The sequence below is a fragment of the Legionella sp. PC1000 genome (assembly GCF_014109805.1).
GTDB lineage: Bacteria > Pseudomonadota > Gammaproteobacteria > Legionellales > Legionellaceae > Legionella > Legionella resiliens.
The window spans coordinates 3,331,210-3,356,734 of the sequence record NZ_CP059400.1; the positions used below are offsets into that span (position 1 = coordinate 3,331,210).

The window sequence follows — 25,525 nt, forward strand, 5'->3', positions numbered from 1 at the left end:
ACATTAAGGTCATTCCTGAAGGAAAAATTTTTCACTATACGCATTTTGGCCCTGGATTAAACCATATCCAGAGCCATCTCCTTATAATCCATCCGGTGATAAAACAAATGACAATGCATTTAAAATCGCCGCAATTCTAAGTGCCGATTGCACTGCAACTTTATTCAACTCATGTTCCAACAACTGCTTCACGTGTGAGTGAATACACATACCACAACCATTGATTGCAGAGACTGCCAAAGCAAATAACTCAAAGTCAGCTTTAGATACCCCAGGATTTAACATCCCATTCATACGCAAATTAGCAGGGAGTGATGCAAGTTCCTTATTTTCTGCCAAATGAATTGCTCGATAATATATATTATTCATTGCCATCAGAGCAGCCGCTGTTTTTACTGCATGATTCAATTCAGAAGTGATATAGAGTGATCCGTCTGTTTTAATGGCATCAATAATACGCCTATCTTTCAATGCGTAGGCTACAGCTAATGCAACCCCATAAAATTGGGTTTCTGTTAAACCGGATTGTGCCATATTGCCAAATAGGTTACTGACATTAAGACGGATGTCTTTAGCAAAATCAGGTATCGCTTGTTTCAACTGTTCTATAGACATTTAACTCTCCTTCTCAGAAGTTCCCATATTTGTAAGAACTTCTGAATTTTTGTTCGGATTATAATGTTTCACCGCCAATAGGACGGTTACAAGGACATAATTCATCGGTTTGCAAAGCATCCAAAATACGTACTATTTCTTGGGGATTACGGCCAACATTTAATGAGTTGACACTCACATGTTGAATCACATTATTCGGGTCAATAATAAACGTTGCCCTTAAAGCACACCCACTTTCTTCATCTCGAATACCAAACCCATTAGTCAATTTCCCCTGAACATCAGCAAAGCTGTATTGAGCTAATTTATTTAAATCCTTGTGCTCCCGTCGCCAAGCGAGTTTGACAAACTCATTATCTGTACTTCCTCCAAGTACTACTGCATCCCTATCATTGAATTCACTATTTAATTTTGCAAACTCCACAATTTCTGTTGGACATACGAAAGTAAAATCTTTTGGGTAGAAAAAAAGTACTTTCCATTTTCCTGGAAAACTTTTTTCAGTAATCACTTCAAAAGCACTCACACCATTTTCTTCATGATTATTAAAGCCAGGTTTTGCTGCAACAACAGAAAATTCTGGAATTTTTTGACCAACAGTTAGCATATATTTCTCCTCAGTTCGTTTGTTTCAATTAAATTATAGTTATGGTGTATAATTATTTAAAATGAATAAAACAGATAACTTTAATCGGAAAAATCGATGAGTAGATTAATCAGCCTGAAACAGCTGCATTACTTGATTACACTATATGACCATCAACATTTTGGTCGCGCTGCTTCCGCATGTTTTATTAGTCAATCGACTTTAAGTGCAGCAATTACAAGTCTTGAAGAGACCTTAGAAGCGCAACTCCTTGAACGCGATCATAAAACGTTTTTATTCACCCCCCTAGGCGAAGAAATTGTTCGTCGCAGTCGACTCATTATTGAGCAAAGCAATGACTTAGTAGATTATGCACAAAACCAAGGAAAAATAATGCAAGGTAAGTTTTATCTTGGGGTTATTCCTACCATTGCTCCTTTTATTTTAAGTGAACTACAAAATCTATGTCAGCAACTCTATCCGGAGCTCACTTTATTCATCAGAGAAGACACTACAGAAAACGTTTTGCACTATTTAAGTGAGGGAAAGCTTGATCTTGTGATTTTAGCGCTTCCTTATCCAACCCAAGACTTCCATACCCAAATATTATGCAAAGATTACTTTAAACTGGTCTTACCTAAGACATGGTCACATAAAGGATTTGACAAAGAAATCAATAAACTACCTGAAAACAGTATTTTTCTTCTTGAAAAAGAACACTGCTTGACAGGCCATGCATTGCAAGCATGTCAATTAAAAGAAAGCAAAAAAATCAATCATTTTTTTGCCACCAGCTTACATACGTTAATCCAAATGGTAAGTCATCAACCCGGCATTACTTTTTTACCTAATCTTGCGATTAACAGCGGCATTCTTACAGGAACTGATTTAATTTCACTTCCTTTAAAAACAAACCATGCTTATAGAGAAATTGGCGTAGCCTGGCGCTCTACCTCCCATAAAACGCAAAACTACATTTTATTGACGGAGCTGATTAAGCAGGTTGTTGTTAAAAAATGTGATGATGTGGAGCAATAAAACAATCTTCCCTACAGTAAAAATGTGTGGTTAAATCTTCTTAAATGAAACGCCATGTATTATAGTTCTCCTAAAAAATTTTTGGAGAACATTATGCGGAACTACATCACTTCGATCCTTTCTATTCTTCCATTTTTGATATCAATAAACTCTTATGCAGATGCAAAAAAAACCGTTCGTATTCCCCAACTATCCAATGAAAAGGTCTCTGTCTGGACAACAGTAATTTACCCGAATAAAGAGCAAATTTTAAAAATGCATCGGCATGAGCACAATAGAGTAATTGTTGCTTTAGATAGCGGATTAATAAAAGTAGTTAACAATAAAGGAAAAGAACATTTCCTAAAATTAGAAAAAGATAAAGCATATTATCTCTCTAAAGATGTTCCTGGTGAATTACACACCGATGAGAACATGGACAAACATCCAATAAAAGTTGTAGTCATTGAATTAAAAGATTGAACGGTTTCGCAAAAGACGCGAAACCGTCAAACGCTGTTATGATTTTTTGACAGAATTTTTATTTTGAAAACCACAATGATGACCATGACGAATAGGCAATAAAACACCCAGTTTTTGGTAGGTTTTAAATTGGGTTTGAGCCCGTAAAGTATTTATTTTTGCATTAACACTATTTTTCTTTTCCACTAATCTGGATATATCACTCCATTTGGCATTAGGCGTTGCTAATTTACCTCGTATTTGCATAGAGAGCGCACGCTTTTCTTTAATTAATGGGGCCATTTGCGCATGAAGATTTCTCTTGATTTTTGCTAATTCGGAACGTTGTTCTGGAGTTAACAACTTACCGACATGCTGACGATAATGTCCTGTTTGATTTACAGAAACCACCGTCGCAGCAGATGCTGATGGTTGTGCTGTAGCAATTGAGGCACTCAAGACCAGGCTACTAATTAATAAGAACCGTTTCATATTCATTTTTACTCTCCTATTAGGTTTCATTAGACCTCTTTCGAAACTCGCTGCTGAGAAAGAAACGCGAGTAGACAAGAAGCGCTGAACCGGAGTGTAAGTCCAGTACATGAGGATTCGAGCACCGTACCAACGAAGCAGGTCTCCTCTGCAGTAGTGTTTCGAAAGAGGTTTATTGGCAAGTGTAATGAGACAATGTAATAGGAATATGACAAATGCAGTGTTTATTGTAACAGTGTTGTCACAATAATAAACAACATAGAGAAGTTTACTGTTATAATGTCGTACATTATTTTGCCAGGTGATTTATGAGTACAAGAAAAAGTCACATATTGATTATTGATGATGATCAAGAAATTACGCACTTGATTAATGATTACTTAATTAAAAATGGTTTTCGAACTACCTGGACCTTGAATGGTTTGCACATCAAACAATTATTAAGAGAAAATAATTTTGATTTAATTATCTTAGATATTATGCTCCCTGGAATTGATGGATTAAATTTATGCCAAATGATTCGTCAAACTCACAGTATGCCTATTATTATGCTTAGCGCAGCAAATAGCATTGCTGACCGAGTTGCTGGCTTGGAATTAGGAGCAGATGATTACATTTCCAAACCCTTCAGTTCCCGTGAATTGCTGGCCCGAGTAAAAGCGCAATTACGACGTACTCAGGGAGAATTGGAGCATGATCGTAAAAAACTCACTCCATTACAACAAATACATTTCGATAATTGGATTCTCGATCGCAATACCCATTCTTTGATTGATAAGGAATCTGTCGCTATTCCATTAAGCCACCGAGAATATGAACTGTTGGTCATTTTTTTGGAACATCCTGGACGTATTTTGAGCCGCGATCAATTAATGGATTTGTTGTATGAGAAGGATTGTGATTCACAAGATAGATCAATTGATGTCCTCATCGGTCGTTTGCGTAAAAAAATTGAGCTTGATCCACGTAATCCACGATTATTATTAACGATTCGCGGGGGTGGGTATCAATTCAAAACTAAGGTTGATTTGGTATGAGTCAATTAACCAAAACAGCAAAAAAAACATTGGTGGGATTAATACTAGGCAATCTATTAATAATTTTTTCACTGATGCAGTTGGGAAAATACTATTATGAAAACATTCGCTCTCCACTTCCTCCCAAAGCAGTCCGATCATTGACCCATCTTGTTGTGCTATTACAAAAAAACACCCAATCGATGTGGCCTTTAATCCTTAGAAATCAAAGTATTTCCTGGGCAGAAATAAGCTTATCTCCTAAACCTTTATACGATAAAAATGCGTTGTTGACTTTAAAAGCCCCAATTCTTTTTAATTTGATGAAACAAAATAAAAAATTGGAATTTTCGGTATTTCTAAAGGAAAATAATTGGTTAAATATCAAAGTAATTTCCTTTTTTCCAAGGCAAGCAAATTCAATAGTCAGTATGTTTCTTATCCTAGTAGGCGCTTTGCTTTTCATTAATTATTGGGCGGTTAGATCACTAAATCAACCAATACACACATTAATCCAAAGTCTCCATTACAGTGAGCATCAAGACAACTGGTTACCTATCCCAGTAACAGGAAATCAAGATCAAAAAACTATTTTTAAAAAAATTAATGACCTGCAGGAAAAAGTGAATAAGCTTTTAGCCAATCGAACTCGAGTGGTCACCGCCATTTCGCATGATTTACGTACTCCTTTAACTCGTTTAAAATTACGTGCTGAATATTTGGAAGATGATCCAAATTACAGCAAAATAATGACTGATATTAATGAGATGGAACTCATGATCCGAGAAACGCTGGATTATTTTAGAGATGTGAATGTCGAAGAAAAGCCTCAGCTTTTTGATTTGGTGGCCCTGCTTTCATCATTAAAGGATGATGCTATTGAACTGAATTATGATGTTAGTTTTACTAGCGAAAGCCCAAAACTGGTTTGTTATGGTACGGTAAATTTACTTAAACGTGCTTTTAATAATTTGATCAATAATGCAGTTCATTACGGCTATAAGGCAATGATTCATCTAATTTGCCTACAAAATAAAGTGGAAATTACCATTACGGATCAAGGCCCAGGCATGGCAGAAACGGATCTGGAACACGTTTTTTTACCTTTTTATCGTGGCGAAAATTCACGCTCCCGTAGTACAGGAGGTACAGGACTTGGATTAACAATTGCCAGAGAAATTATTCAAATGCATCAAGGCGATATTACATTGACGAATAATTTCCAAGGAGGGTTAAAGGTCATTGTAACGTTACCTCTTAGAGCCTCTTAACTTCTGTCCAAAAAATTCTAATTGCAATGCAAACAATGGATGCAATAAAACATTTTTTATTACACATTGAAGGCTTAATATATGATGGGAAATAGTTGTAAAGGGGTATAGCAGAATATCAGATTTGTGCTCAGGTTGAACGAAAATACGATGAAGAATGTAGCTTGGGGTGGAATATCACCTGTTCCAAGCTACGGTTAAAATACGATTCACTTAACTTCAGACACAGTGTTATATTATGTTTGCTGCGCCTTCCAAACGTGCCTTAAGTAAGAAAAGAATTGCTTTCTTTTTCTCATGAGTAAAAGTATTTGATTGTACTAAACTCAAACAATATTCAGTGAACGTATCAAGTTTTTCCTTATTTGTTTGTGTTGATTCATCAGGGACATACAATTTTTTGTAACTCTCTTCAAGCTCATTGGCAATTGCATCCATCATTTTTGGAGCAGGATTTCCTATATTTTCCAATCCCTCTTGTTTGCTGACTGCTGCAATTTTTTCCAAAAGCTCATTTACCTGTTCTGATGTGACTTCGTTTGCTTGGGCAGACTTTTTCGCAACTCCTCTTAGGGAGTTTCGATTAGTACTTTCCCAATATTCTCTATCCCCCTGGAATGCAATAACAGTCATCAACACACGAGAATCAATTTCTTTTTGATTGAATAAAGCTCGGTTGGTAATATTAAAAGTCCAATCATTTTTCAGTCTAAAAAATGGCCGATATAAAGTTGCCATTTCTTTATCTGTTACAGGATCATAAATGGTAAAGGTTGTACCCCAAAAGTTCATACTTGCCTTAGCTAATTTGGTGTGGCCATCTTGTCCATAAATATCAAACGTAGGGAAAAAGGCAAATAGTTTTTCATCAGCCGATCCAATAAAATTTTCGTAATTATCATAAACATCAAAATGAGCAGTCAGAGAAAAAAACTTTGACTGTGCATATGCCAATTTATTATCGAATGGATCAAAAAATTCATAGGTCAATAAGAGACTCAGAAATTTTCTATATAAAGTACCCAGTTTTCGTGTTTTTGTTTCAATATCGTAGCTCGTCGTTAAACTGATCCAATGCTCTTTAATGTACATCTCATCAGGAATTTCTGTGTTACCAAGAGCAAAACTGGTATTGACTGCAATTAATGATGAAAACAAAATGGCAATTACTTTTCTCATATAGACCTCATTCTAAATAAATATTCCGTTGTATTTATTCTTTTCAGAAACAGATTTGAATGCATCAAATCCATTCTAGATTAAGAACAAGGCCGATTATATGGGAGTTCTCTTAAGGGAATATTAAGGGAATTTAACGGAAGTTCGAGATAAGAAAAATAATGCTATTTTCTTATCTCGAACTGAGTTATTTAGAAGGGACTCCATATATAAAATGCTTCTTTTTTTTACGGGATAATGTTTGTTTAGCGACATAAAAAGTATAAAATTATTTTATACTTTTTATGTCGAACTCACGTTAATTTTGCAGGTAGACTCTTAACATCAGGATTTTTTGAATAAGCATCAAGAATTTCGTTAATTAACTGTTCTACAATACTTTCTTTCAGCTCATCTTCAATCAAACCAACTTTTTCTTTCATACTATTCAATCGAGTTTCTAGTTCTTTGGCAACGGAACCATTAGGAAATAGTGCTGCCAAAAGGCGTCTTGCTTCTGAGGGACCAATGTGGCGATACAAGTGGTTCCTCACTGTAGCATCTTCAGCTGTAGTGCTGAAAGCCCATAATTCAACCGGTCCTAAGGTCAACGTAAGCAACTGCACATTCACTCCAGTTTTAGTAGCATATTGTGCTAGAAAAGTACCCCCCCCTTCCCTTGGGCCATGCACTCGAGTGCGTAAAGCAGTTTTTGCAGTATCGGAAAGTCCGAATATTGAAGTAGTTTTTTCAATTGCTTGTGAAGGTCCCGCATCCATAATGTAAATTGCAGTAGCAAAATCGATCATTACAGGATCAAAGTCATCAACTGATTGTGATAATAAAGCAATTTGTACTTTCCATTTACGGCCTTCACGCATATCGATAATAACCTGCTCACGTACCGCAGCAGATTTTGAAGTACGGTGAAACTCATCATATACAATACGTTTGTGATCTTCTCGAATTTCTTGCACTCTTTCTTGATGATATTCTTTGTATTGTTCCGGTATGTTGTTTAAGCTCTCTTCAGTTAAATAATAGTGCCTTGCCAATACATAACGTGCCAGCATATACATAACAGCAGTCTGTCTATCTGCAGCGTCCCCGCCACTTTTCGCTACTTCATCAAGGTCAAGCGATACAACACGCGCATCACCAATATCAAAACTGCTCACGCGTGACAAAATAGGATATTCACGCACTGCAGAAGAGATCATTCGTGAAAATGCATTAATTAATGATTCACCTGTTGGTGCCGTTATTCTTTCGTATAAGTCTTCAATAGAGGGAGTCCGACAAATTGATGCAGCATCTGCTAACAAAGGCATTGCATAACGTTGAGCAAGCATCGCTTCATGTACAAAACCTGCGGAATAAAGTGAGTCTGTTACTTCCCACCAGGTTGATTTTGAATCTCGAACAAACCCAATTTCCTCTAAAATACTGTCAAGAAACTCCTCTACCCCGGGGGAATAAGGAGCTGGATTAAATTCATCAGCCAAACTTTTATATAATTCATCTACTACCATACCCGCCAGATCCGGCATACCATCATAGGGTCTTTCCGCTCCAAGGGGAGTAGTTAGTAACGTAATAAAGTTAACTAAAAAAGCACGCTCCAGTGCTGTAGGATACCGACATCCCAATTGTGTATCAAAAGGATTGATTGAATACTCAGGCGTCATTCGTAACCTGTGATAAGCAACTAAATGCCGTTTTGATGCCGGAAGCGCTTCTTTCAACAATGAGATGAGACCACTACTTGAAGGTCCAATATCAATAATCGCAATACGTGGTAATCGTAATAACCCCCCCGATAAGCATAAAGCTAAGTTAATCGCATTGGATAACACTGATTTACCAGAACCTGGACGCGCATAAACCAAGTCAATCCAAGTCGTTTGTTCTGTAGATCCTGGCTGGAATGGCCAAGGTTTACCATCAGGCGTTCTAAAGAGTAATGCTCCTTTTGTCCAAGGTGATGCAGGACGTGTAATGGGCAATATCGAAATTATTGAGCTTAGTGGAGCAACTGTAGGGACTGCCATGCTGTTAAGGGTAGCACCTAACATACTGGAAACAAAACCACCGAACGGATCGCCACAAATTTCCGAAACATCGGTTGATCCCCAACCCTCAATTGCTTTTACTAATTCAGAACTTCTTTGTCGCAATAACGCCATTCTGTCTTCGGGCGCCCAAGTTGTGGCAACAACTCGCAAGCGAACTATTGATTCATCGGTATTGAGCTGTACGTATTTTAATAAGTTCACCGAATCACTGATCAAACGATTTTGTGCTGAGCTAAACGTTAGAATCGCCGCTAGAAGTCCTTTAAGCTTAATAGTTGCAAGGCCTTCACTTTCAATTAAAAAGGATATTCTCCAAGGAATATGTGCGGGTAATATACGGGTAAATAACTGAATAAAGGCTCTTAAATCTTTTGGAAATAAATCAATGTAGGTTGATGAATAAATCTTATCTCCAACCCTAACCGTACGTAAATCTAATACTTCTGCATCACGAGGAAATACTTGTTTTGCTAATGAGGGCCATAATAAATCAGAAGCATCACCTTCAAAATTATTAATTTCACGAACTGTTACCTTATCTCCCGGTAAGCTTGCCCGCCAATCATCTGCCGTATAATCAGGATCAGCGGTCATGCGAATTGCATGAACTGCATCATGAACCTCCAGTAATTTAGCAAAAACGTGAAGCGAATCTAAATCATTCATAACGGAACGAACATAAGCATCATGAGTATCGCGTAACTCTGGAATTGCTGCATAGATAGTCTGGCTGTTTTTAAAAGGAGGAGCCTTCATATCTTTGATCATTTTCATTTTAGTTTTAGTTGCTACCTTTAATTGTTCAGAAGGTAAATTGAATGGCCGTGTAATTAGCACAAAATAGACACGCTCTTCTGCGCAATACTGTGCCATATAATTGACTCGTTCCTCAAACAAGTCTGTTAAATTAAGTTCCAATCGTCTTGCACTAGCTGTAGCTGGTTCGTAAGTATCTTGGATCAATTTTCTTATGTTTTGTTTATCATGGCTAAAGTAAACCTGTAAAGCGTGCCCTGGACGTCCCATAGCGCCTTGAAATGAGTTGGTGATACCATCCACAAGATTGTCGAATTCTAAACTTCCGACAAGGGCTGATACCCCTTCAACTTTCAAAATAGATAATAAGGAACCATCATGATTAACCAATACAGTTGGGCTATCTGCTGTTTCCAAATCAATATAAGATTCTGTTGTCTGCTTGAGCGAAGTACTTAGCCAGGCAAAGAAGGTATCTATCCCTTCAAAAAATGATTCTGACCAATGCGCCATTCCATTCCTCACGTTTTAACTAACTTGAAATTTCTTCTAATGCACTAGCAGCCCATTTTTCAATTTGTTTACGAAATTTGGCGCGCGAAGGCAATAGAAGTATATCTTTAAACAATTGAGCTCTTCTCTCTTCGTCATTTACACCTGCATCGATCATTAGCTGACCAAATATTGCAGGGTCACTCGTTCCCTCTCCAAATTTTTCCTCCACAAGTTGTGAACGAAACTTGAATGCTCGATAAATATTTTGTGCACTGGATTTATACCCAGTATCGTTAGTGATCGCACAAAATAATACGTGACATATGCTGTTTAATTCCGGCTGGGTTAGCTCAGGAAGATGAATCAATGTTCCTCCACCATAACCGCCAACACCAACAGACTCAATAAAAAAGCACTGTGCACAAAAACAACAAGAGGTTGCTAAATTATCCAATTTATTATTGGCATAGTTATTATCAAGGTTAATCACCTCTTGAAATAAGCGTGCTTGAAATCCGCAAAATATACAAGTATATCTATCTCTTTGAAATACTTTTTGCTCAAACGCTTTAAATCGTTCGTCTACCTTCCTGGCTGAATATAAACGCCATGACCCCGGCGTAGCCATTAATTTTAATTTATGTTGTTGTTGATTAACTGCCATCTTCTCGGCTCGCATTTACAATAAAGTTTATTGGCAATTATTTATTTAATACCTATTAAAAGATCCTCTACCCTTTAGCAGGGAGAGGATCATAAATGAATCTTACCATTTTTGTTATACAGGCAACTTCTATGCTATTAGCTGCCGCTTGTATAAACTGTTCCTGTAGGTCCAGCAGTTGTACCACCACTGCCTCCGAACATTGTTACCCCAGTTACTCCTAAAATAGAAGGTAGGAACAATAAGGCCGCAGCGATAAAAACTAAAGCAATTGGTGTACCTATTGGAATTTGGGTCGGGTTATCTTTGTGCTGTTTAAATTTCATAATAGCACCAATTGAGAAACCCAATCCGGCCAAGTAAGAACCCGCAGTGATTAATTTTGTCAAATTTGTAAATGACGCGGTAATCGTTGATGCCATCGTTCCTACGGATATTCCTCCTGCAGCAGCATCTTGACTCACCAATGCCAATAAACTTAAACAAACAAAACTGCTTAACCAATATTTGTAACTAGATTTACTAATGACTTTGCTCTTCACCTTTTTCTCCCCAATTTAAATTACAGAAATTAACTAAAATCAAAATCGTGCCCTGCCTTGTCTCACGATGTCCCATATAAAGTATTATTAATCATCTCAAGTGTACCTACAATGTTGATTGCTAATATTCCTCCAAAAACATGCATTAAACCTTTTCCCGTTCCTCCTGGTGGCTGTCCTTGCGAAGCAGAACGCGCAATCAACACCCATCCTCTTACGAAGGCAATTAAACCGATGACCTGAATAATAATTGTCAAAGGCCTCCCCACCACACTTCCAGTACCAAATAAAGTATCAAGTGTTGGATTGCTACTACTTACTGGAGCATATTGGAGAACATTTTGATAACCAAAAGTACTCACCATTAATGATGAAAACGCCGTTGGAAAATAAATAAATATCGCGCCGACTAACAAATATACAATTGGTTCCTTCATACTAGTATTACTTGACATCATAGTCCGGGATTCACCATATGTCTTTAAACTATAGACTGCTTTGAATAAAAATGCACAGCCGATTAGGTATGCGCCTCCTGTAATCATGCGTTCTACAGGAATCAACGAATTTGCGACATTAGTTAATATATTAACTTGACCCGATATCCAGCAAGCAACTGTTCCGCCCGTACATGTTTCAGCCATACAAACACCTCAAATATCTTCTTGACTAAACCTAATTACTCGCCCTGAGCTCGTTAAAACACGACCCTGCATAGAGTCAATAAGCTTAACTACCCCATATCCTGCGATTTTTGATCCTTCTCTTACTGTAAGTGTAGAACCATTTGTGCCAATTAGCCAAGCCCGACCAGGAATTACTGCATTTATATAGTAAATTATTTGCGGAGATGCTGGTTTAATATGAATTACTCGCTTAACAGGTTTAGGTTTTGTCCGCTCTATTAATACATTAATTACTTCTGATTGCTTCACAACCTGATTATTCAAATTGCTAATCACCTGATTTAGTTTTGCAATTTGTGCGTTTAATGCGTTTACATTATTATTGATGGTGCTTACTTGCTGATTCATCGAGCTCACCTCTGACTGAACCGTTTGCTGGCTCGACTCAATAGATGCCACTTTCTGTTGTAACGCTGAACTCTCTTGAATCACTGGAGGTGGAGTCTGTTGGACTATGGGTTGTTGCACTACAGGTTGTTGCTGAATTGGTTCAGGTGGAATTTCAGGTTGAACTTCTTTCGGCTGTGGTGGTATTTCCGCTATAGGAGCAGGAGCTTCGCTCTCTTTAGGAGCAGGGGTGGGTTTAGAGAACATCCCACCGATAAATTGATACATCAACATAGCAAAAATAATTATACCCACCGCAATTAAAGCATTGCGTTTGATATTTTTTGGAGGCTCCCTTCTCCCTGCTCCCACTGGAGCAGCGCTTTTCGAATCAAACTCTGAAGTCTCCAGTGGTTCGTTCTCAAGAGAATCTAATTCAGCGAATTTATACTCATCATTTTGATCATTATCTGCCATTTTTACCTACCATCAAATTAAATAGATTTTACATCCTGAGTAAATAAAACCCCCACAGGAGTTCCTGCATAGACCTCAACAGTTGTAGGTGTATTAAATAATACTTGTGCTTGCTGCCCCCATGTCTTACCCACTGTAGCCAAACCAATTACAGCATTTTCCAGTGTAGAACGGCCCACTCCATTAGCGACAGTTACGTTATTGCCGCCACCTGTACCTCCAATGGTAACCGTGGTATTAGCAGACTGGAATGCGTTACCAAACCCTTCTAAAAACGAGGAAGCAAACAATGAACCGTATCTCAGTAAATAATGGTGATTTGTTTTACTCGAAAGAGCCGTTCTTGCCGTATTGGGATCAATTGCATAAGCAGAAATTGGAATTGTTTTTGGCGCACCCGGAATTGACATCGTATTAAATGTAATAACCATCTTATTAGCATTCGACGGTAAATTAAAACTACCAATAAGCTTGGTACCTTTAAGTCTCCCTGAAACAATACTCGCAAGAATAGGGCCTGGCTCATCACTATTAACTGAAGTATCAATTACAGCGAAAAGCACGTCACCTGTTTTAATCATATTTACTTGCGTAGTAGATACCGTAGTTGTTGAAGATTGAACACCGCCTGGCCCTCCAGGACCAGCTCCTGCAGCAGCTAGCGCTTTCTCATCTTCCTTATTTCCTGCAGTATAACTTTGTGTAGGTACGTTTTTCCATTCTGCTATTAGTTGGTTCGCAGCAGTTAGCATATCAGAAGTTTTTTGTTGAATTTTTTGTTGATATTTTTGCTCCGCTTGCTGTTGATTTTGTTTGTTGATAATGGATTGTAACTGTTGGTTACTCTCAGCAGATCCTGGCAGCAGTGCTGCAGCAGCTCCTCCTTGACCTACTGTAGGCACTCCACCAATGTTAAATGCACCTTGCTGAATATTCGGTGCTCCCAAGCCTGCAACTTGTGAACCTTCAGGAGCAGTTTGAATGTTCTGCAATTCTGCTGCACTAAATCCTGCATTTTTTAAATCAGCAGCCCCAAACCCTGCATCAGCCAACTCTTTAGCACCAAAACCAGCCGCCTTCATCTCTGCAGCTGTAAATCCTGCATCTTTTAACTCTTTGGCGCTAAATCCTGCATCTTTTAATTCTTTTGGATTAAAACCAGCGTCTTTTAAGTCTTTAGCACTAAAACCCGCATCTTTTAAATCTTTAGCACTAAAACCCGCATCTTTTAACTCTTTGGCGCTAAAGCCAGCATCTTTTAAGTCTTTAGCACTAAAGCCCGCTGCTTTTAATTGCGCGGCTGTAAATCCGGCATCTTTCAAATCCTTGGCACTAAAACCTGCATCTTTTAAGTCTTTAGCACTAAATCCAGCGTCTTTTAATTCTTTGGCGCTAAAGCCAGCATCTTTTAACTCTTTAGCACTGAACCCCGCATCTTTTAAATCTTTGGCACTAAAACCCGCAGCCTTGAGTTCAGCCGCTGTAAACCCGGCATCTTTGAGCTCTTTAGCTGTATAACCCGCATCCTTTAGCGCCTTCGCAGAACATCCAAGCGTTTTCTTAATTGTCAACGCACTAATTCCTGCGGCGCGTGCTTTCTTCAATGCATCAACACTGCAATCTGCAACACGTGCTGCTGCAATTACCTCTGCAGGACTTAGTCCAGCATTTTGCAATTCCTGGGGAGTAAATCCTGCCGCAAGAAGTTGCGATGGAGTATAGCCAGCATCAATTAAAGATTGCGCATTATAACCCGCATTTTTTAATGCCTCCGCGCTACATCCGTTTAATTCTTTAATGCGTTTGGCAGAAACACCTGCCGTAAAGAGTTTTTTCAGGTTTTCTGGGTTACAATCTGCGGCTTTAATTTGAGCATCAGTCAATGGAGATGCAACACTAAGTCCCGCATTTTGCAATTCCTGGGGAGTAAATCCTGCCGCAAGAAGTTGCGATGGAGTATAGCCAGCATCAAGTAACGATTTCGCGTCATAACCTGCATTCTTTAACGCTTCAGCACTACATCCATTTAATTCTTTAATGCGCTTGGCCGGAACACCTGCTGCGAAAAGCTTCTTCAGATTTTCTGGATCACAACCAGCTGCTTTAATTTGTGCATCAGTAAGCGGGCTTGCAGAACCAATTTGCTGTGGAGTAAATCCAGCATTCGCTAAATCCGCATCAGTAAAGCCAGCTGCTTTTAATGCTTGGGCGCTACATCCTGCATATCTTTTAATTAACGTTGCACTAACACCCGCAAGTCTTTCCTTTTTTAACACATCAACATCACAACCCGCTTTTTTTACATCATCAGGATTAATACCCGGCGGCAATTCATTCTCTGCTGCTTTTATATCTGCTGCAGAATAGCCTGCCTTAGCAAGATCATCTGGGGTGAATCCAGCATTTAATAAATCTCTGGCAGTGAACCCTGCCGCTCTTAATTCTTCGGGAGTAAAGCCCGCTCTTTTTAGATCCGCTGCGCTAAATCCTGCATCGCGCAATTCTTTAGCAGTAAAACCAGCCGCTTTTAATTGTTCTACGCTGCATCCACTTATCCGTCTAATTGCAGAAGCAGAAACCCCTGCTTTGCGTAACTTAACCAATGCATCAACACTACATCCAGCTTTTCGTACATCTGCAGCACTTATTCCATTCGGTAAACCACTGGCTCGAGCTATCTCCTCTGGAGTATATCCAGCACCTTTCAATTCATCATCAGAAAAACCAGCATCCTTCATTTCCTGAGCAGTAAAACCTGCATTACGTAGTTCGCAAGCATTAAAACCACAATCTCTTAGCCTTGAGGCTGTATATCCTGCATCTTTAAGCTGTCTTGCATTAAATCCTGCAGCCTTTAATTCTTTACAGGGGCAAACCAGATTAAGCTCCTTTAAAGTATAACCATTATCTTTTAATTGTGCGCAGCTACATGCTCCTTTTAAATCAGTTAATTGTGCCCCTTGGCTAATAACCTGATTCATAGCAGTCTTAGAACAACCAGCGTTTTGTAGTGTTTGCAACCAAAGACTTTTTTGTGACCCCTCTTCATTCTCACGTGCTAAAGTTGCAAAACCTACTCCAGTTTGTCCACCTTGAGAACCAATAACGCCCACACCCTCACCCAAAGCTTGAGTTCTGATAATTGTTGGAATTGCGCTTCCACCAGTTTGCTCAGCTTTTTGTGCCTGGTTAATATTTTGTTCTTCTTGTAATTTGGCATATTGAGCCGTTGGGTTAAGAACACCGGGAATGGATTGAATAGCACCTGGAGTATGCCCAACAGTTGCAACTGCTGAAGGCCCGCTATTAATCGATCTTAATTTTATATACCCTACCACTATGGCAATTACGATTAATACTATTGTAAAAATGATAATAACTCGTGTCCGAGTATTAGAAAAAAGCGATTTTATATTTTCTTTTCTGCCAGCCATTTATAACCCTTCTACCTTGAGCTGCATGACCTTCCCATGCCAGGAAACTAATAACACCGGTGATTTTTGCATTTCATAAGCATGCGTCCCATCTGCGCTGGTCATACTTGCCAACCAGCCCGGTGACAATATTGTAAGATTGGTTCTAACATACATTCTGTCATTAGCTAACCATGCACGTGCATCTCCTCCAGTAATACTTAGCCGTTTACTTCCAGGAGGAGGCACACCATCTAAAACATGAAGAAGTAATTCACTAGCGGATGGTGGGATTCCGGTTTCTAGAGGCATGGTTTTAGCATTGGGTCCAAAACCTTGAACCCGCAAATCAACTCGGTAATCTACTGCTTTTTGTCCTGGTATAAGTGTTAGCATCACTGGGGTATTTAAACCTCTCAAACGGACAGCCAAATTACCATAATTGTATAATTTCATTGCTTGAATCATTATTGTATTACTTGTTTTATCCCATTGAATATTAAATGAATTTGGATCACCTAAATCATAAGCAGCAATCGGCCATGGCGCTCCGGATGAATCAAGAAAAACTAATGAAGAAACAAATCCTTGTGCCAAACGAATAACAGGGGGAGTCGAGCCAGGAGATAAATTCACAAATTGAGAAGTTGCTGTAGGCTTTGGTGGGGTTCCAGCAGGTGAGGCCTTAGCATACTCCATAGTTTCGCTTATTTGTCTTAAATGAACAATTTGTTCCGTACTCAATGGATAGATGCTTCTTGTCATATCTTTAAATGCTTTATTGTCAATGACCTCTTCATCATTTTGGCTTATTACCTGCGGTGCATTAGGATTAGGTACTGCAGCCGGTGGAGGAGTTTGAACAGGTGGTTTATATATATTATTTGCAAGGGGAATAGGAATATTTTGCCCTTGATTTTGGGCCGGTGGAGGAGTTTGACCGGGAACTGGGGCGGGGGCTTGTCCTGGTGGCTGATTTTGCCCTGCTGGTTGATTTTGCGATAAACGTTGTTGCAATAAGCGTAACTGTTGTAAGGCTTGCTGGGCACTATCAGTCTGATCCTGCGCATAGGAAGAACCAGGAATCCAATAGGCTATTCCATACATCAAACAAAACTTTAAAAACCAGTTCAGCTTTTTCATTAAGACACTCCACCTGCGGCAGGTCCTACAACAAATTGCGATATACCTATTCCCCTAGGAGAATTTAAGGTAGAAACACGAGTGATTAACATAGTAACCACATTATTTTGCTGACTAAATTCGCTGGCACTCTGGTATGTTACTAATATAGGCATTTGTACTCGCCATGAAAAACTTCCGTTCAATACACCTTTTTGCAAGATAATGGGAGCTCGTGTTGCTACAGCAGAAACAATCAGTTTCTTAGCTTTTACTGCATCCAGGTTATTTGATTGTTGTAAAGCGTTTAGAAATTGATCCCAACCTTCAGGTGTAAAAAACCCAGAGGAGGCTTGCAATTCATCTCTATAGTTAACGAAATTATAAGTAAATGCAGCAATAGCAGCCTGATTTGCCCATTGCAATACTGCAGAATCTGATTGGTTTGGCTCATTTAGAGGAAATAAAGGGGTAATACGACCATTAATACTCGTAGCAAAATATTTAGGGGCTGGAGGATGAGTAATCATATACACTAATAGTGCAGCTAGAATTATATTGACAATAAGAGCAATTAACAACGCAAGTATCACTTTACGTTGACTGTCTTTATAAAATTTATTTCTTAGTGCAACAACTGTCAAGGCGTCTTCAGCCATAATATCCTCTATTTATTGCTTATTGTGGTATCAATTTATCTTCCTCATTCTCTGCAGGTGGGTCAGGAGGAAGTAACGCGTTCAATGAATAATTCGGAGCAAGAAGAGGTTGCAGCTGGATAGGGGGAGCTACCCCACTTGTTGCATAAAAATCTCGCTCAGGCTCTGTTAAATGAATGTAAGCGATTAGTAATCCAAAAATGCAATTCATCAATAGAGAAATAATTAACGCGATTATCCCGCGTCTGTAAGAATTCACATAGAAATTCTTGCTACTTTTTATTACTTCCCACGCTTCACGACTCATTCTTTCCCCTATGCCACAGCTCTTCTGAAAGTAATTTCTACTCGTGCATTTATTGAATTATCACCACCTTTAGTGTATCCAATAATAGGTTTATCACTACCTAATCCTTGTGTAAAGATAAAACGACTATCTACTCCTTGAGACCAAAGGTATTCACTAACGACTCTCGATCTGGCTAAAGTCAATGCATGCTCTCTTCTTGGCGATACATATTTATTACTGTAACTGGCTACATTAATGGCAATTTTACGAAATTGTATTAGAAATGCGGCAATTTCATTTAATAATGGATAAGATTTCCATTTTAGATGTGGTGTTTCTGGTTCAAACAAATAACTAGCAGGAATGCTGATCATATAATCTTGACCGATAGTAATAACTTTCACCCCTTTTCTATTTAGTTTTTTAGCAAGCTTCATGATGGTAGCATCACAGGCACCAAGAACTTTACATGGATACTTCGGCTCGTCTTTCTCCAATGCCCAATAATCACCGTTACAGGAGGTCAACGTCAATAAGGCAATCAATCCAACAGCCTGAATTAGATTAATACGTACTGATCTCACTCACATTCCTCATATTTCAAATGACCAAAATGATTCTGACTGTAGTTCTATTATGTGTTCCATCTTTAAGAAAAGGATACAAATTATTACGTTACAATGAATTCAATAAAATAGCTATTTTTTTAAAAATTTATTTATTTCTTTACATTTTTTTGAATAAAAACAAAGCGCTAAGGTTTATTTTTTCACAATGGTAAAAAAGAACGCAACGCGGTTAAGTTACTGATTCTAACGCACGTTGCCTTTACAATAAAAGTGAGTTTTTCTTAATGGCTGTAGAAATATTAGCCATGAACATACATGGCTAATATTTCTGAGGGATACAAAGGGTTTTGACGAGAAAAAATATACTGTGAAGTCGTAGTGAGTATTGATTATTCTTCACCTTTATTCTTCGCATTTTCACGTTCACTCGCAATTTTTTCTGATAAGGTTTTTACTAAATCAGTTAATTCATCAGGAGCAATAAAATCTCTCTCTTCAGGAGGATAACTGGTTGCCAATTGGAAGTCCTTAATAAGCTCATTTGCGACCGTACCCGCATATTTATCCTTGGCACCGGCCAAACGCTCAATATTCATCATCTGATTGCGTGTTTCATTAATAGGCAGCAAGGACTCAGAAAATGCGGCTTTATCGCTCACCAAAACTGGGGGATCCCCTGGTCGTTCTCGCAAAGGACTAAATATCGTTAATGCACCTTCAACTTCTTCTTCAATTAAATCTTCAACAGGTTCAGGTTCATTATGACCATGGAACGCAATTAAAGCAGAAACACCCCGTTCTATAGGCTCCTCTATGGGTGATTCACGCAATAACTTGGAAATAAGAGTAATTTCTTCACTTTCTGTTGTTTTATTAATTGATAAATCGCCGCTTTCCAAAATTGTCTGAAATGAAGCTAATTGTTTTTGTAACCTCATTAAATAATCATCTGGTGGCGCTTCTACTTTTAAAAATTGATTTAATTTTAATTTCTTAACCGGTTTAGGGTTCGCATAAAACATACGGGCACGAACAATTTTTGACTTGAAAAATATATGCGCCTCACCTTCTGTTTGTTCTTTTAAATCCAATAGGTCAACACGAGCTCTCTTTTCAAACGAAGAACTTTTACTGTCCATGTAAGTATTGGCAATACTGGAGTCTTTAGCTTGAAATGAATCCACTTTGGTTACATAAGCCTCACCAGCTGTTTTGGTGAAGAAATCCCATGTTTCTGTAGGATCTTCCAATTTCATACAGATTTTAATGTTTGTGTTTGCACCGATGGATGCAGCTTCCTCTTTAGAAGCTTTTTGGAATGCAGGTAAATCTTGTCCAGCAAAAATCGCTGAGAATCCAAGAGAACGCGCTTGCGCAGGTACCACGGCAAACCCTTGAACTGCATAATATCCATACTCGTCCAGGATGCACATATAAGGTGTAGGTGCATTTGTTGGCTTTCTCAAGATTACATCTCGATAATCCCCTTCGACATCTTCCCCCAAACCTGCTGCCATCATTGCTTTTAATGAAGAAACGATAATTTTACCAAGGTTAGACAACTCATCGGGAGATTTTTCTAAAGCGGGTAATAATACGACCAATATCCTTCGATTCAATACCACGTCTTTAAAATCTACCTCAGCCAGATTCGTACGGACAATATGCCCATAAGTATCCGCCAAGGATGAAAACGCTCTTACCAGCTGCATGGTAATAAAACCGTGTTGCTCCAAAACTTGCGACACTTGCTTTCCTTTTTTCTCCTTGTTGTAACCTGGCAAGGTGCCTAAGTAGTTACGTAAAGGGTCCGTAACCAATTTTGGAATCTGTTCGATATTAACACTTTCCTGGTTATCACGGGGAAAGACTTTATCAACGACAATGGTTTCTAATCGAGTTAAATCAAAGTAATTACGGATGGTATCCGCATCCAAAAGGATCGCCCCCTCATCACGCATATAAACCAGAAGACGCATCAAGGCTTCTACGAAGGCGATAGCACGACCTTTCCACATGTCTCCATCACCGCCTCCTTTTGAATCACCCATCAAACTCACTACAAGCTGGGTTAACATACTGGAAGAACCTTGGGAAAAGGGATTAAACGTATTAGACAATCTTCTTTCTTGTGGGCCAATAATATCCCGCGCACCAGTCATAAAGTTAATCAGAAGCAAATCGTCTTCACGTCCCATGCTCCTGACCATGGAAAAAACTTTAGCATAAAGTGAGTTATCGCCTTTACCGTCAACATAAATAAAACCACTTCCTTGTACCAAAGCATTAAACGCGAGGGAGACCAAACATTCTGTTTTACCACTACCGGTGGATCCAAAGATTAATGCATGAGTACGCATGTCATCGTTAGCAAACCATAACTCATGTCCCGTTTTACGATCATTACCAAAAAATGCAATTCCACGAGCCATATTGGGCTTGTTAACGCCTGGTTTCATATCGTTATAATCTTTTACTCGAGAAATTAAAGGAAGGCGGAAAGGTAATTTTTGTTTGCGTGTATAGCTATAAAGAAAAGTTCCACCTCCTAAAAGCAACAGGAATGTTGCAACCTCAGAGAAATAATATGACATTGCTGATAAGGTAAAAAGTATAATTGAAATATTCGTGGGATCAGCGAAGAAATCAGCCAATCTCTGGGTGAATGTCCGGGTATCCCTTAGTAAGAGGGTAGGATCTAACTCATGACGTGAGTCAATACCGCGCATCATGGCTCTAACTCCTGCATTTGTCGGGGTGTTAACTTAACTTCTTTTATGGCGATTTCCAGAGCTTTAATCGCCTCGTCTATCATAGGCACCAAAGAACGCCGTCCCATTTCTTTCTCTGCTTTCCAATGAGCGAAAGGACCTGCGACCTCTGAAAAAGGTGTTTGTCTACCAACACAATTGAGCATATACCATAAACGCCTATCAACGGGCCTTAGCCATAAAAACTCAGAACTCGGAACAACCCCATCATCTCGAGCTTTTTCAAGTAATGAAGCCATTACACTTAAAGTATAGGCGTGTTTTGTAACAACTTCCTGGATAATTTCTGTGTTTTTATATTTTTCTATTACGGGCCTAGCTACACTATAATCAGGCTTTCCCGCAACATAAGATTTGTCTAACGTTGATAAAATAGTGCTGGCTGCATCTCTGTCTCGGTTAATACGCGCAAGAAACACAGCTGCTAAAGCATAAGCCTGTGGTGAACAATGTTCAAAACCATCCCAATAAGGGCCTAATTGTAAAGTAAAAACTCGTTTTGCATCGCCTCGACGAACCCCTGCCGTCATCTCTTGTCCGGGTACAGGATCGTCTAATAAAATATCTTCTTTTTTTAATAAATGGTATTTACGCGCAAATTCCATTGGCGTCAGCGCCATTGCCCAAGGACCCTGATTTATATCTTGCTCTACCAAATCTTCTTTGACTATAGGCATAATTGCAGGCCAGTTAAACTGTTCCTGTTCCCGTAATTTTTTCATATCATAAACTTTACGAAATTTTAGGGTAATATTTGACTGATACAGTAAAACTGCCAAAACAAGCAGGACGAGAACCACGGGATAACGCATAAAATCACCAACAGCACGTGTTGTTTCTAACAGCTGATCCCAATTTACTGCATTGGGATCTATTGTTTGCATGATTTGAATCAAGCTTGCCAGCTGATCGCTGTGAACAAATAAATTAACAAGTTTTGCTTGCCAAATGTTGATTTGAAAAACAAACATCACGATATACTGATGTCCCATTTTCCAGATAAGAAACACAGTAATAAACAATAGTACCATAACCCATATGGGGCCCATGCCACTATCTTGACCTTGTTGTTGCGGTTGTTGTGCCATTAGCGATTACTTCAAAATAGTTTGTTTCTTTCTAAGTATATACTGCTCTAGGATAATTTTGCGAGAGATTCGCAAGTAATACTGTACGAGGCATATTAAAAAAATCATTGTTCTTTAATCAAACGGCCACGTGAATATTTATAAACACCGCTTAGATGAACAAAACGGCTAATGTTGTCTACATTTAAAGACCTATCTTTTAACGTGAGTAAGGGGCTACCTAATTTGTCAGATAGCGTTTTATCAGCAGAAAGATTAATTATATCCGTTTTATTAATGAAAATACCGACATAAGCCTCATTTTGTTTGTTTTCTTTTGATTTGATCAAAGCTTCTACCTGATCTTCATTTGCATAGATGGGGCGAGAAATCATTTGCCGAGGCAAATTAATGATTATCCTTTCCCAAGACTGAAGATTGGACCCATCTGAAGAATATAAAGAAACGAAAACCTCTTGCTGACCACTTCTTAAAGCAAGACGATTGGCTAAATGTGTATCTGATCGAATTTGTGCTTGGCTGCGCTCATTAATTTTTTTGACAAAACCATCACGAATTCCAATTAAACGATTACCAATTGACCGTAGAAAATTCGATTTATCCCAAGGGCCATTTTGAATTGCATAATCCAATGCTTTCAGAATTGCATCATTATGCTCTTTAGTGAACGTATTTTTTTCCATAAATCCAGATTAAATTTAACAATAAAACGTTCTGCAAAAAACCAATGCAGTATAATGGAGTATAACAGTAATTTCGATTATATAAAAAAGATAAAATTCACAAAGAGCTAGGAGTCTCTTTGTGAATGCGACAAAAAATGATTAATTTTTACTCGATGATTCCTAAACTCAACTACCTGAACCCATTCCAAGGCCAGTTCTCTCTTCAGCAACCTGTTCACTTTCTTGGGTGGTTTGTTCTTGTTTAGCTGCTTTAAGTTGTTCTTTAACTCCAAGAGGTTGTGGCTTCGCTTCTTGAACTTGCTGGAGCGCTTTTTCTGGTAACGCAACAACGCCATTGACTATTACTTTATCTATAATATTCAAAAAGTCGGTTGCTTCCTGAAGATCACTTGTATTCCCACCTCTTTGATCTATCGCAAATTGCATTTTTCCAACGGGCTCTATGCATTCTTTACTAAGCTTGCTCTTTATGTCTTGTTCACCGTGTTGTTCACGTTCCTTAAAAAATGCCATAACTTTACCCCTAAAACATAAAATCTTTAATTAACCTAAGTCTATCAAAATCAATTATAAATGCATCTAAAATTACCATTACTTACGATTTCTTTACAATATACGTTAATAAAACACATCTAGTCGTACATCAACTCATCCAAGGGGGTATAATCACGGCTTGGACCACCTTGAATTAATTCATTCAACACGTCAGTCATACATAACAAACGTAATACATTAGGCGTTACTTCATCAAAAACGACTCTGAGTCCTAACAGGGCTCCTTCTGCCTCATCAAATGTAGCTCCTAAACCATAGCCAAGGCATAAAGAACACAATTGATCCGCTCGTTTCGCAATTGCTGGTAACAAACCGGTATCTGCAAAAACCTCCTCATAACTTACAAATCTATCATTAAGATAGAATTTGGCATTTAAACTTGCGGCTATAACGGACATGCATTTACTAATATCACGTTCCATACTAACGCCACCACGGTTTTGAAGACTTAATCGACCCTGCCAAAGTACTCCTTATCCACCTTAAAAAAACCGGGACTGTAAAACCGTAATGTTCAATGATGCCAAAAAAAACTGCAGAGATTAAAACCAGTATCCCTGTCCAAATCCTAATATGCATTAGAAATAAAAAAATAGGAAACGCAGCTCGGGCATCAACTATAAAAAAACGAGCGCTGCGAGCTGAATCCCTCCAATGTGCAGTTTCAGAAAATCCTGCCATATTCAAGCCTCAAAAATAATACTTCTTTCTAAAAAGTATATACCTAAATTTGGGCTTTAGCATCGTTGTTTTTAGTAAAAATTAATAATATTTTTATGCCGATTTGTTCTTTTAATAAGTATTATGTTTATGAATTAGCATTTAAAACATAGTCCTCTCCAGTTGGAGAGGACTAAATGACTACGGATGATTGCTTATTTTTAATACGGATGACCACTAAATTACTTTTTATCCATAGGAGAATATCCTTTTGTCAAGGACGGTCCTAAAATGTTGCTCAGGACATTTTTCATTTCTAATTCCTCAGATGGTTTTGCAGATGGGACTAATTGAGGTACAGCAAACTCTTGTCCAACTTCCTCTATTTCCTGCGAGACTTCCTTATGACGGGAATTACTCTGTCCAGCAGCTAGTTTTCCTAACATTTTAGAAGTACTGTATTGACTCATCTGAACTCCTCTTATTACACCTATAATACTAAATTAGCATATCCAACTTAAGGAATTATTAACACAATTATTTTTTTTATAAAAAATACTATTGAGTAGTGAGTCTGTTTTACGTTATGTTAAAACTGCCTATAAGAAAATAGGTTCAATTGTCATTTATGGATGAATGCAATTGCTCACCTGACAGAAAAAGTCAGAGCGATTGAGAAACGATGGAGTCTAGGTCATGAGACTCCGGAAAAGGAGGAAATATGGCTAAAGGTGAAGTAAAATGGTTTAATAATGCCAAAGGTTGGGGATTTATTATTCCAGAAAATGGTGGCGATGATATTTTTGTTCATTTCTCATCGATTCATGGTACAGGCTATAAAACATTAGTTCCCGGACAAGTAGTCAATTATGATGTGGAACAAGGTGACAAAGGCCTACACGCAGCTAATGTAATTGTGCTCAATGAAAATGCTGAGGCTGAAACGGCTTGATTAAATTAACGCAGTATCATCGTGGTGCTGCGTCCATAAAAGCCATTTTAGACTAAATTTTGAACAAGTACTGAATTAAAAACCGTCTTCATGTATGATGGCCATATTCTATTTAAGGTCAG

At 38.4% G+C, this 25,525-nt stretch carries 26 protein-coding genes; 5 read left to right on the plus strand and 21 right to left on the minus strand.

Features of this window, described 5'->3' with window-relative positions:
• Positions 1-81 precede the first annotated feature (81 nt).
• A complete protein-coding gene (locus FOLKNPGA_RS14585; protein WP_182350585.1) occupies positions 82-615 on the minus strand; it encodes a carboxymuconolactone decarboxylase family protein in 534 nt (177 codons plus the stop codon).
• A gap of 58 nt (positions 616-673) precedes the next feature.
• Positions 674-1,222: a peroxiredoxin gene (locus FOLKNPGA_RS14590; RefSeq protein WP_182350586.1), complete on the minus strand. Its 549-nt coding sequence runs from the start codon at positions 1,220-1,222 to the stop codon at positions 674-676.
• A 96-nt stretch (positions 1,223-1,318) separates the two neighbouring features.
• On the opposite strand from FOLKNPGA_RS14590, the gene FOLKNPGA_RS14595 reads away from it, so the two are divergent.
• Together FOLKNPGA_RS14595 and FOLKNPGA_RS14600 are read left to right on the plus strand one after the other, a co-directional pair.
• Positions 1,319-2,239, plus strand: coding sequence for a hydrogen peroxide-inducible genes activator (locus FOLKNPGA_RS14595; RefSeq protein ID WP_182350587.1), 921 nt, complete (start codon positions 1,319-1,321; stop codon positions 2,237-2,239).
• 93 nt (positions 2,240-2,332) lie between these two features.
• Entirely contained in the window at positions 2,333-2,701 is a 369-nt protein-coding gene (locus tag FOLKNPGA_RS14600; RefSeq protein WP_182350588.1) for a hypothetical protein, read from the plus strand.
• A 36-nt stretch (positions 2,702-2,737) separates the two neighbouring features.
• On the opposite strand, the gene FOLKNPGA_RS14605 is transcribed toward FOLKNPGA_RS14600, so the two are convergent.
• On the minus strand, positions 2,738-3,178 hold the full coding sequence (locus FOLKNPGA_RS14605) for a Spy/CpxP family protein refolding chaperone (protein ID WP_182350589.1): 441 nt from the start codon (positions 3,176-3,178) through the stop codon (positions 2,738-2,740).
• Between the two features lie 302 nt (positions 3,179-3,480).
• Between FOLKNPGA_RS14605 and FOLKNPGA_RS14610 the strand changes: the two genes are divergently transcribed.
• A complete protein-coding gene (locus tag FOLKNPGA_RS14610) occupies positions 3,481-4,209 on the plus strand; it encodes a response regulator transcription factor (RefSeq protein WP_182350590.1) in 729 nt (242 codons plus the stop codon).
• Positions 4,206-5,459 (plus strand): cell wall metabolism sensor histidine kinase WalK, encoded by a 1,254-nt coding sequence (locus tag FOLKNPGA_RS14615; protein ID WP_182350591.1) that lies wholly within the window; start codon positions 4,206-4,208, stop codon positions 5,457-5,459. The genes FOLKNPGA_RS14610 and FOLKNPGA_RS14615 overlap by 4 nt, the downstream gene beginning before the upstream one ends.
• Before the next feature lie 231 nt (positions 5,460-5,690).
• Here FOLKNPGA_RS14615 and FOLKNPGA_RS14620 read toward each other — a convergent pair whose 3' ends face one another.
• The 18 genes from FOLKNPGA_RS14620 to FOLKNPGA_RS14700 form a co-directional block, all read right to left on the minus strand.
• Positions 5,691-6,638: a hypothetical protein gene (locus FOLKNPGA_RS14620; RefSeq protein WP_182350592.1), complete on the minus strand. Its 948-nt coding sequence runs from the start codon at positions 6,636-6,638 to the stop codon at positions 5,691-5,693.
• A gap of 293 nt (positions 6,639-6,931) precedes the next feature.
• Positions 6,932-9,961 (minus strand): type IV secretion protein IcmB, encoded by a 3,030-nt coding sequence (locus tag FOLKNPGA_RS14625; protein WP_182350593.1) that lies wholly within the window; start codon positions 9,959-9,961, stop codon positions 6,932-6,934.
• Between the two features lie 19 nt (positions 9,962-9,980).
• The gene (icmJ, locus tag FOLKNPGA_RS14630; protein WP_182350594.1) at positions 9,981-10,607 is read right to left on the minus strand and encodes a type IVB secretion system protein IcmJDotN; all 627 of its coding nucleotides are present in this window, start codon (positions 10,605-10,607) and stop codon (positions 9,981-9,983) included.
• 137 nt (positions 10,608-10,744) lie between these two features.
• A complete protein-coding gene (locus tag FOLKNPGA_RS14635; protein ID WP_182350595.1) occupies positions 10,745-11,149 on the minus strand; it encodes a type IV secretion protein IcmD in 405 nt (134 codons plus the stop codon).
• A 62-nt stretch (positions 11,150-11,211) separates the two neighbouring features.
• Positions 11,212-11,793, minus strand: coding sequence for a type IV secretion protein IcmC (locus FOLKNPGA_RS14640; RefSeq protein WP_182350596.1), 582 nt, complete (start codon positions 11,791-11,793; stop codon positions 11,212-11,214).
• Between the two features lie 9 nt (positions 11,794-11,802).
• Positions 11,803-12,639 carry a type IVB secretion system protein IcmG/DotF gene (gene icmG / locus FOLKNPGA_RS14645; protein ID WP_182350597.1) on the minus strand — a complete coding sequence of 279 codons (837 nt, stop codon included), beginning with the start codon at positions 12,637-12,639 and terminating at the stop codon, positions 11,803-11,805.
• Positions 12,640-12,656: 17 nt separating this feature from the next.
• Positions 12,657-16,073: a type IVB secretion system protein DotG/IcmE gene (gene dotG / locus FOLKNPGA_RS14650; RefSeq protein ID WP_182350598.1), complete on the minus strand. Its 3,417-nt coding sequence runs from the start codon at positions 16,071-16,073 to the stop codon at positions 12,657-12,659.
• Positions 16,074-17,195: a DotH/IcmK family type IV secretion protein gene (locus FOLKNPGA_RS14655; protein WP_182350599.1), complete on the minus strand. Its 1,122-nt coding sequence runs from the start codon at positions 17,193-17,195 to the stop codon at positions 16,074-16,076. It lies immediately after the preceding gene.
• Positions 17,195-17,833: a type IVB secretion system apparatus protein IcmL/DotI gene (locus FOLKNPGA_RS14660; RefSeq protein ID WP_182350600.1), complete on the minus strand. Its 639-nt coding sequence runs from the start codon at positions 17,831-17,833 to the stop codon at positions 17,195-17,197. Before FOLKNPGA_RS14660 ends, FOLKNPGA_RS14655 begins: the two co-directional genes overlap by 1 nt.
• 19 nt (positions 17,834-17,852) lie before the next feature.
• Positions 17,853-18,140, minus strand: coding sequence for a type IVB secretion system protein IcmM/DotJ (icmM, locus tag FOLKNPGA_RS14665; RefSeq protein WP_182350601.1), 288 nt, complete (start codon positions 18,138-18,140; stop codon positions 17,853-17,855).
• An 8-nt stretch (positions 18,141-18,148) separates the two neighbouring features.
• Entirely contained in the window at positions 18,149-18,706 is a 558-nt protein-coding gene (gene icmN / locus FOLKNPGA_RS14670) for a type IVB secretion system protein IcmN/DotK (protein WP_019233482.1), read from the minus strand.
• A 374-nt stretch (positions 18,707-19,080) separates the two neighbouring features.
• Positions 19,081-21,423, minus strand: coding sequence for a TraM recognition domain-containing protein (locus tag FOLKNPGA_RS14675; protein ID WP_182350602.1), 2,343 nt, complete (start codon positions 21,421-21,423; stop codon positions 19,081-19,083).
• A complete protein-coding gene (gene icmP, locus FOLKNPGA_RS14680) occupies positions 21,420-22,550 on the minus strand; it encodes a type IVB secretion system coupling complex protein DotM/IcmP (RefSeq protein ID WP_182350603.1) in 1,131 nt (376 codons plus the stop codon). Before icmP ends, FOLKNPGA_RS14675 begins: the two co-directional genes overlap by 4 nt.
• 104 nt (positions 22,551-22,654) lie before the next feature.
• Positions 22,655-23,233: a Dot/Icm secretion system protein IcmQ gene (icmQ, locus tag FOLKNPGA_RS14685; RefSeq protein ID WP_182350604.1), complete on the minus strand. Its 579-nt coding sequence runs from the start codon at positions 23,231-23,233 to the stop codon at positions 22,655-22,657.
• Between the two features lie 168 nt (positions 23,234-23,401).
• On the minus strand, positions 23,402-23,749 hold the full coding sequence (locus FOLKNPGA_RS14690; protein WP_182350605.1) for a hypothetical protein: 348 nt from the start codon (positions 23,747-23,749) through the stop codon (positions 23,402-23,404).
• Positions 23,750-23,868: 119 nt separating this feature from the next.
• Positions 23,869-24,213: a type IV secretion IcmS family protein gene (locus FOLKNPGA_RS14695; RefSeq protein WP_019233476.1), complete on the minus strand. Its 345-nt coding sequence runs from the start codon at positions 24,211-24,213 to the stop codon at positions 23,869-23,871.
• A gap of 1 nt (position 24,214) precedes the next feature.
• Positions 24,215-24,472, minus strand: coding sequence for an IcmT/TraK family protein (icmT, locus tag FOLKNPGA_RS18810; RefSeq protein WP_220471040.1), 258 nt, complete (start codon positions 24,470-24,472; stop codon positions 24,215-24,217).
• A gap of 221 nt (positions 24,473-24,693) precedes the next feature.
• Complete coding sequence (locus FOLKNPGA_RS14700; protein WP_182350606.1) at positions 24,694-24,921, minus strand: hypothetical protein; 228 nt, start codon at positions 24,919-24,921, stop codon at positions 24,694-24,696.
• Between the two features lie 251 nt (positions 24,922-25,172).
• Between FOLKNPGA_RS14700 and FOLKNPGA_RS14705 the strand changes: the two genes are divergently transcribed.
• Positions 25,173-25,403: a cold-shock protein gene (locus tag FOLKNPGA_RS14705; RefSeq protein WP_019233473.1), complete on the plus strand. Its 231-nt coding sequence runs from the start codon at positions 25,173-25,175 to the stop codon at positions 25,401-25,403.
• The last annotated feature ends 122 nt before the right edge of the window (positions 25,404-25,525 follow it).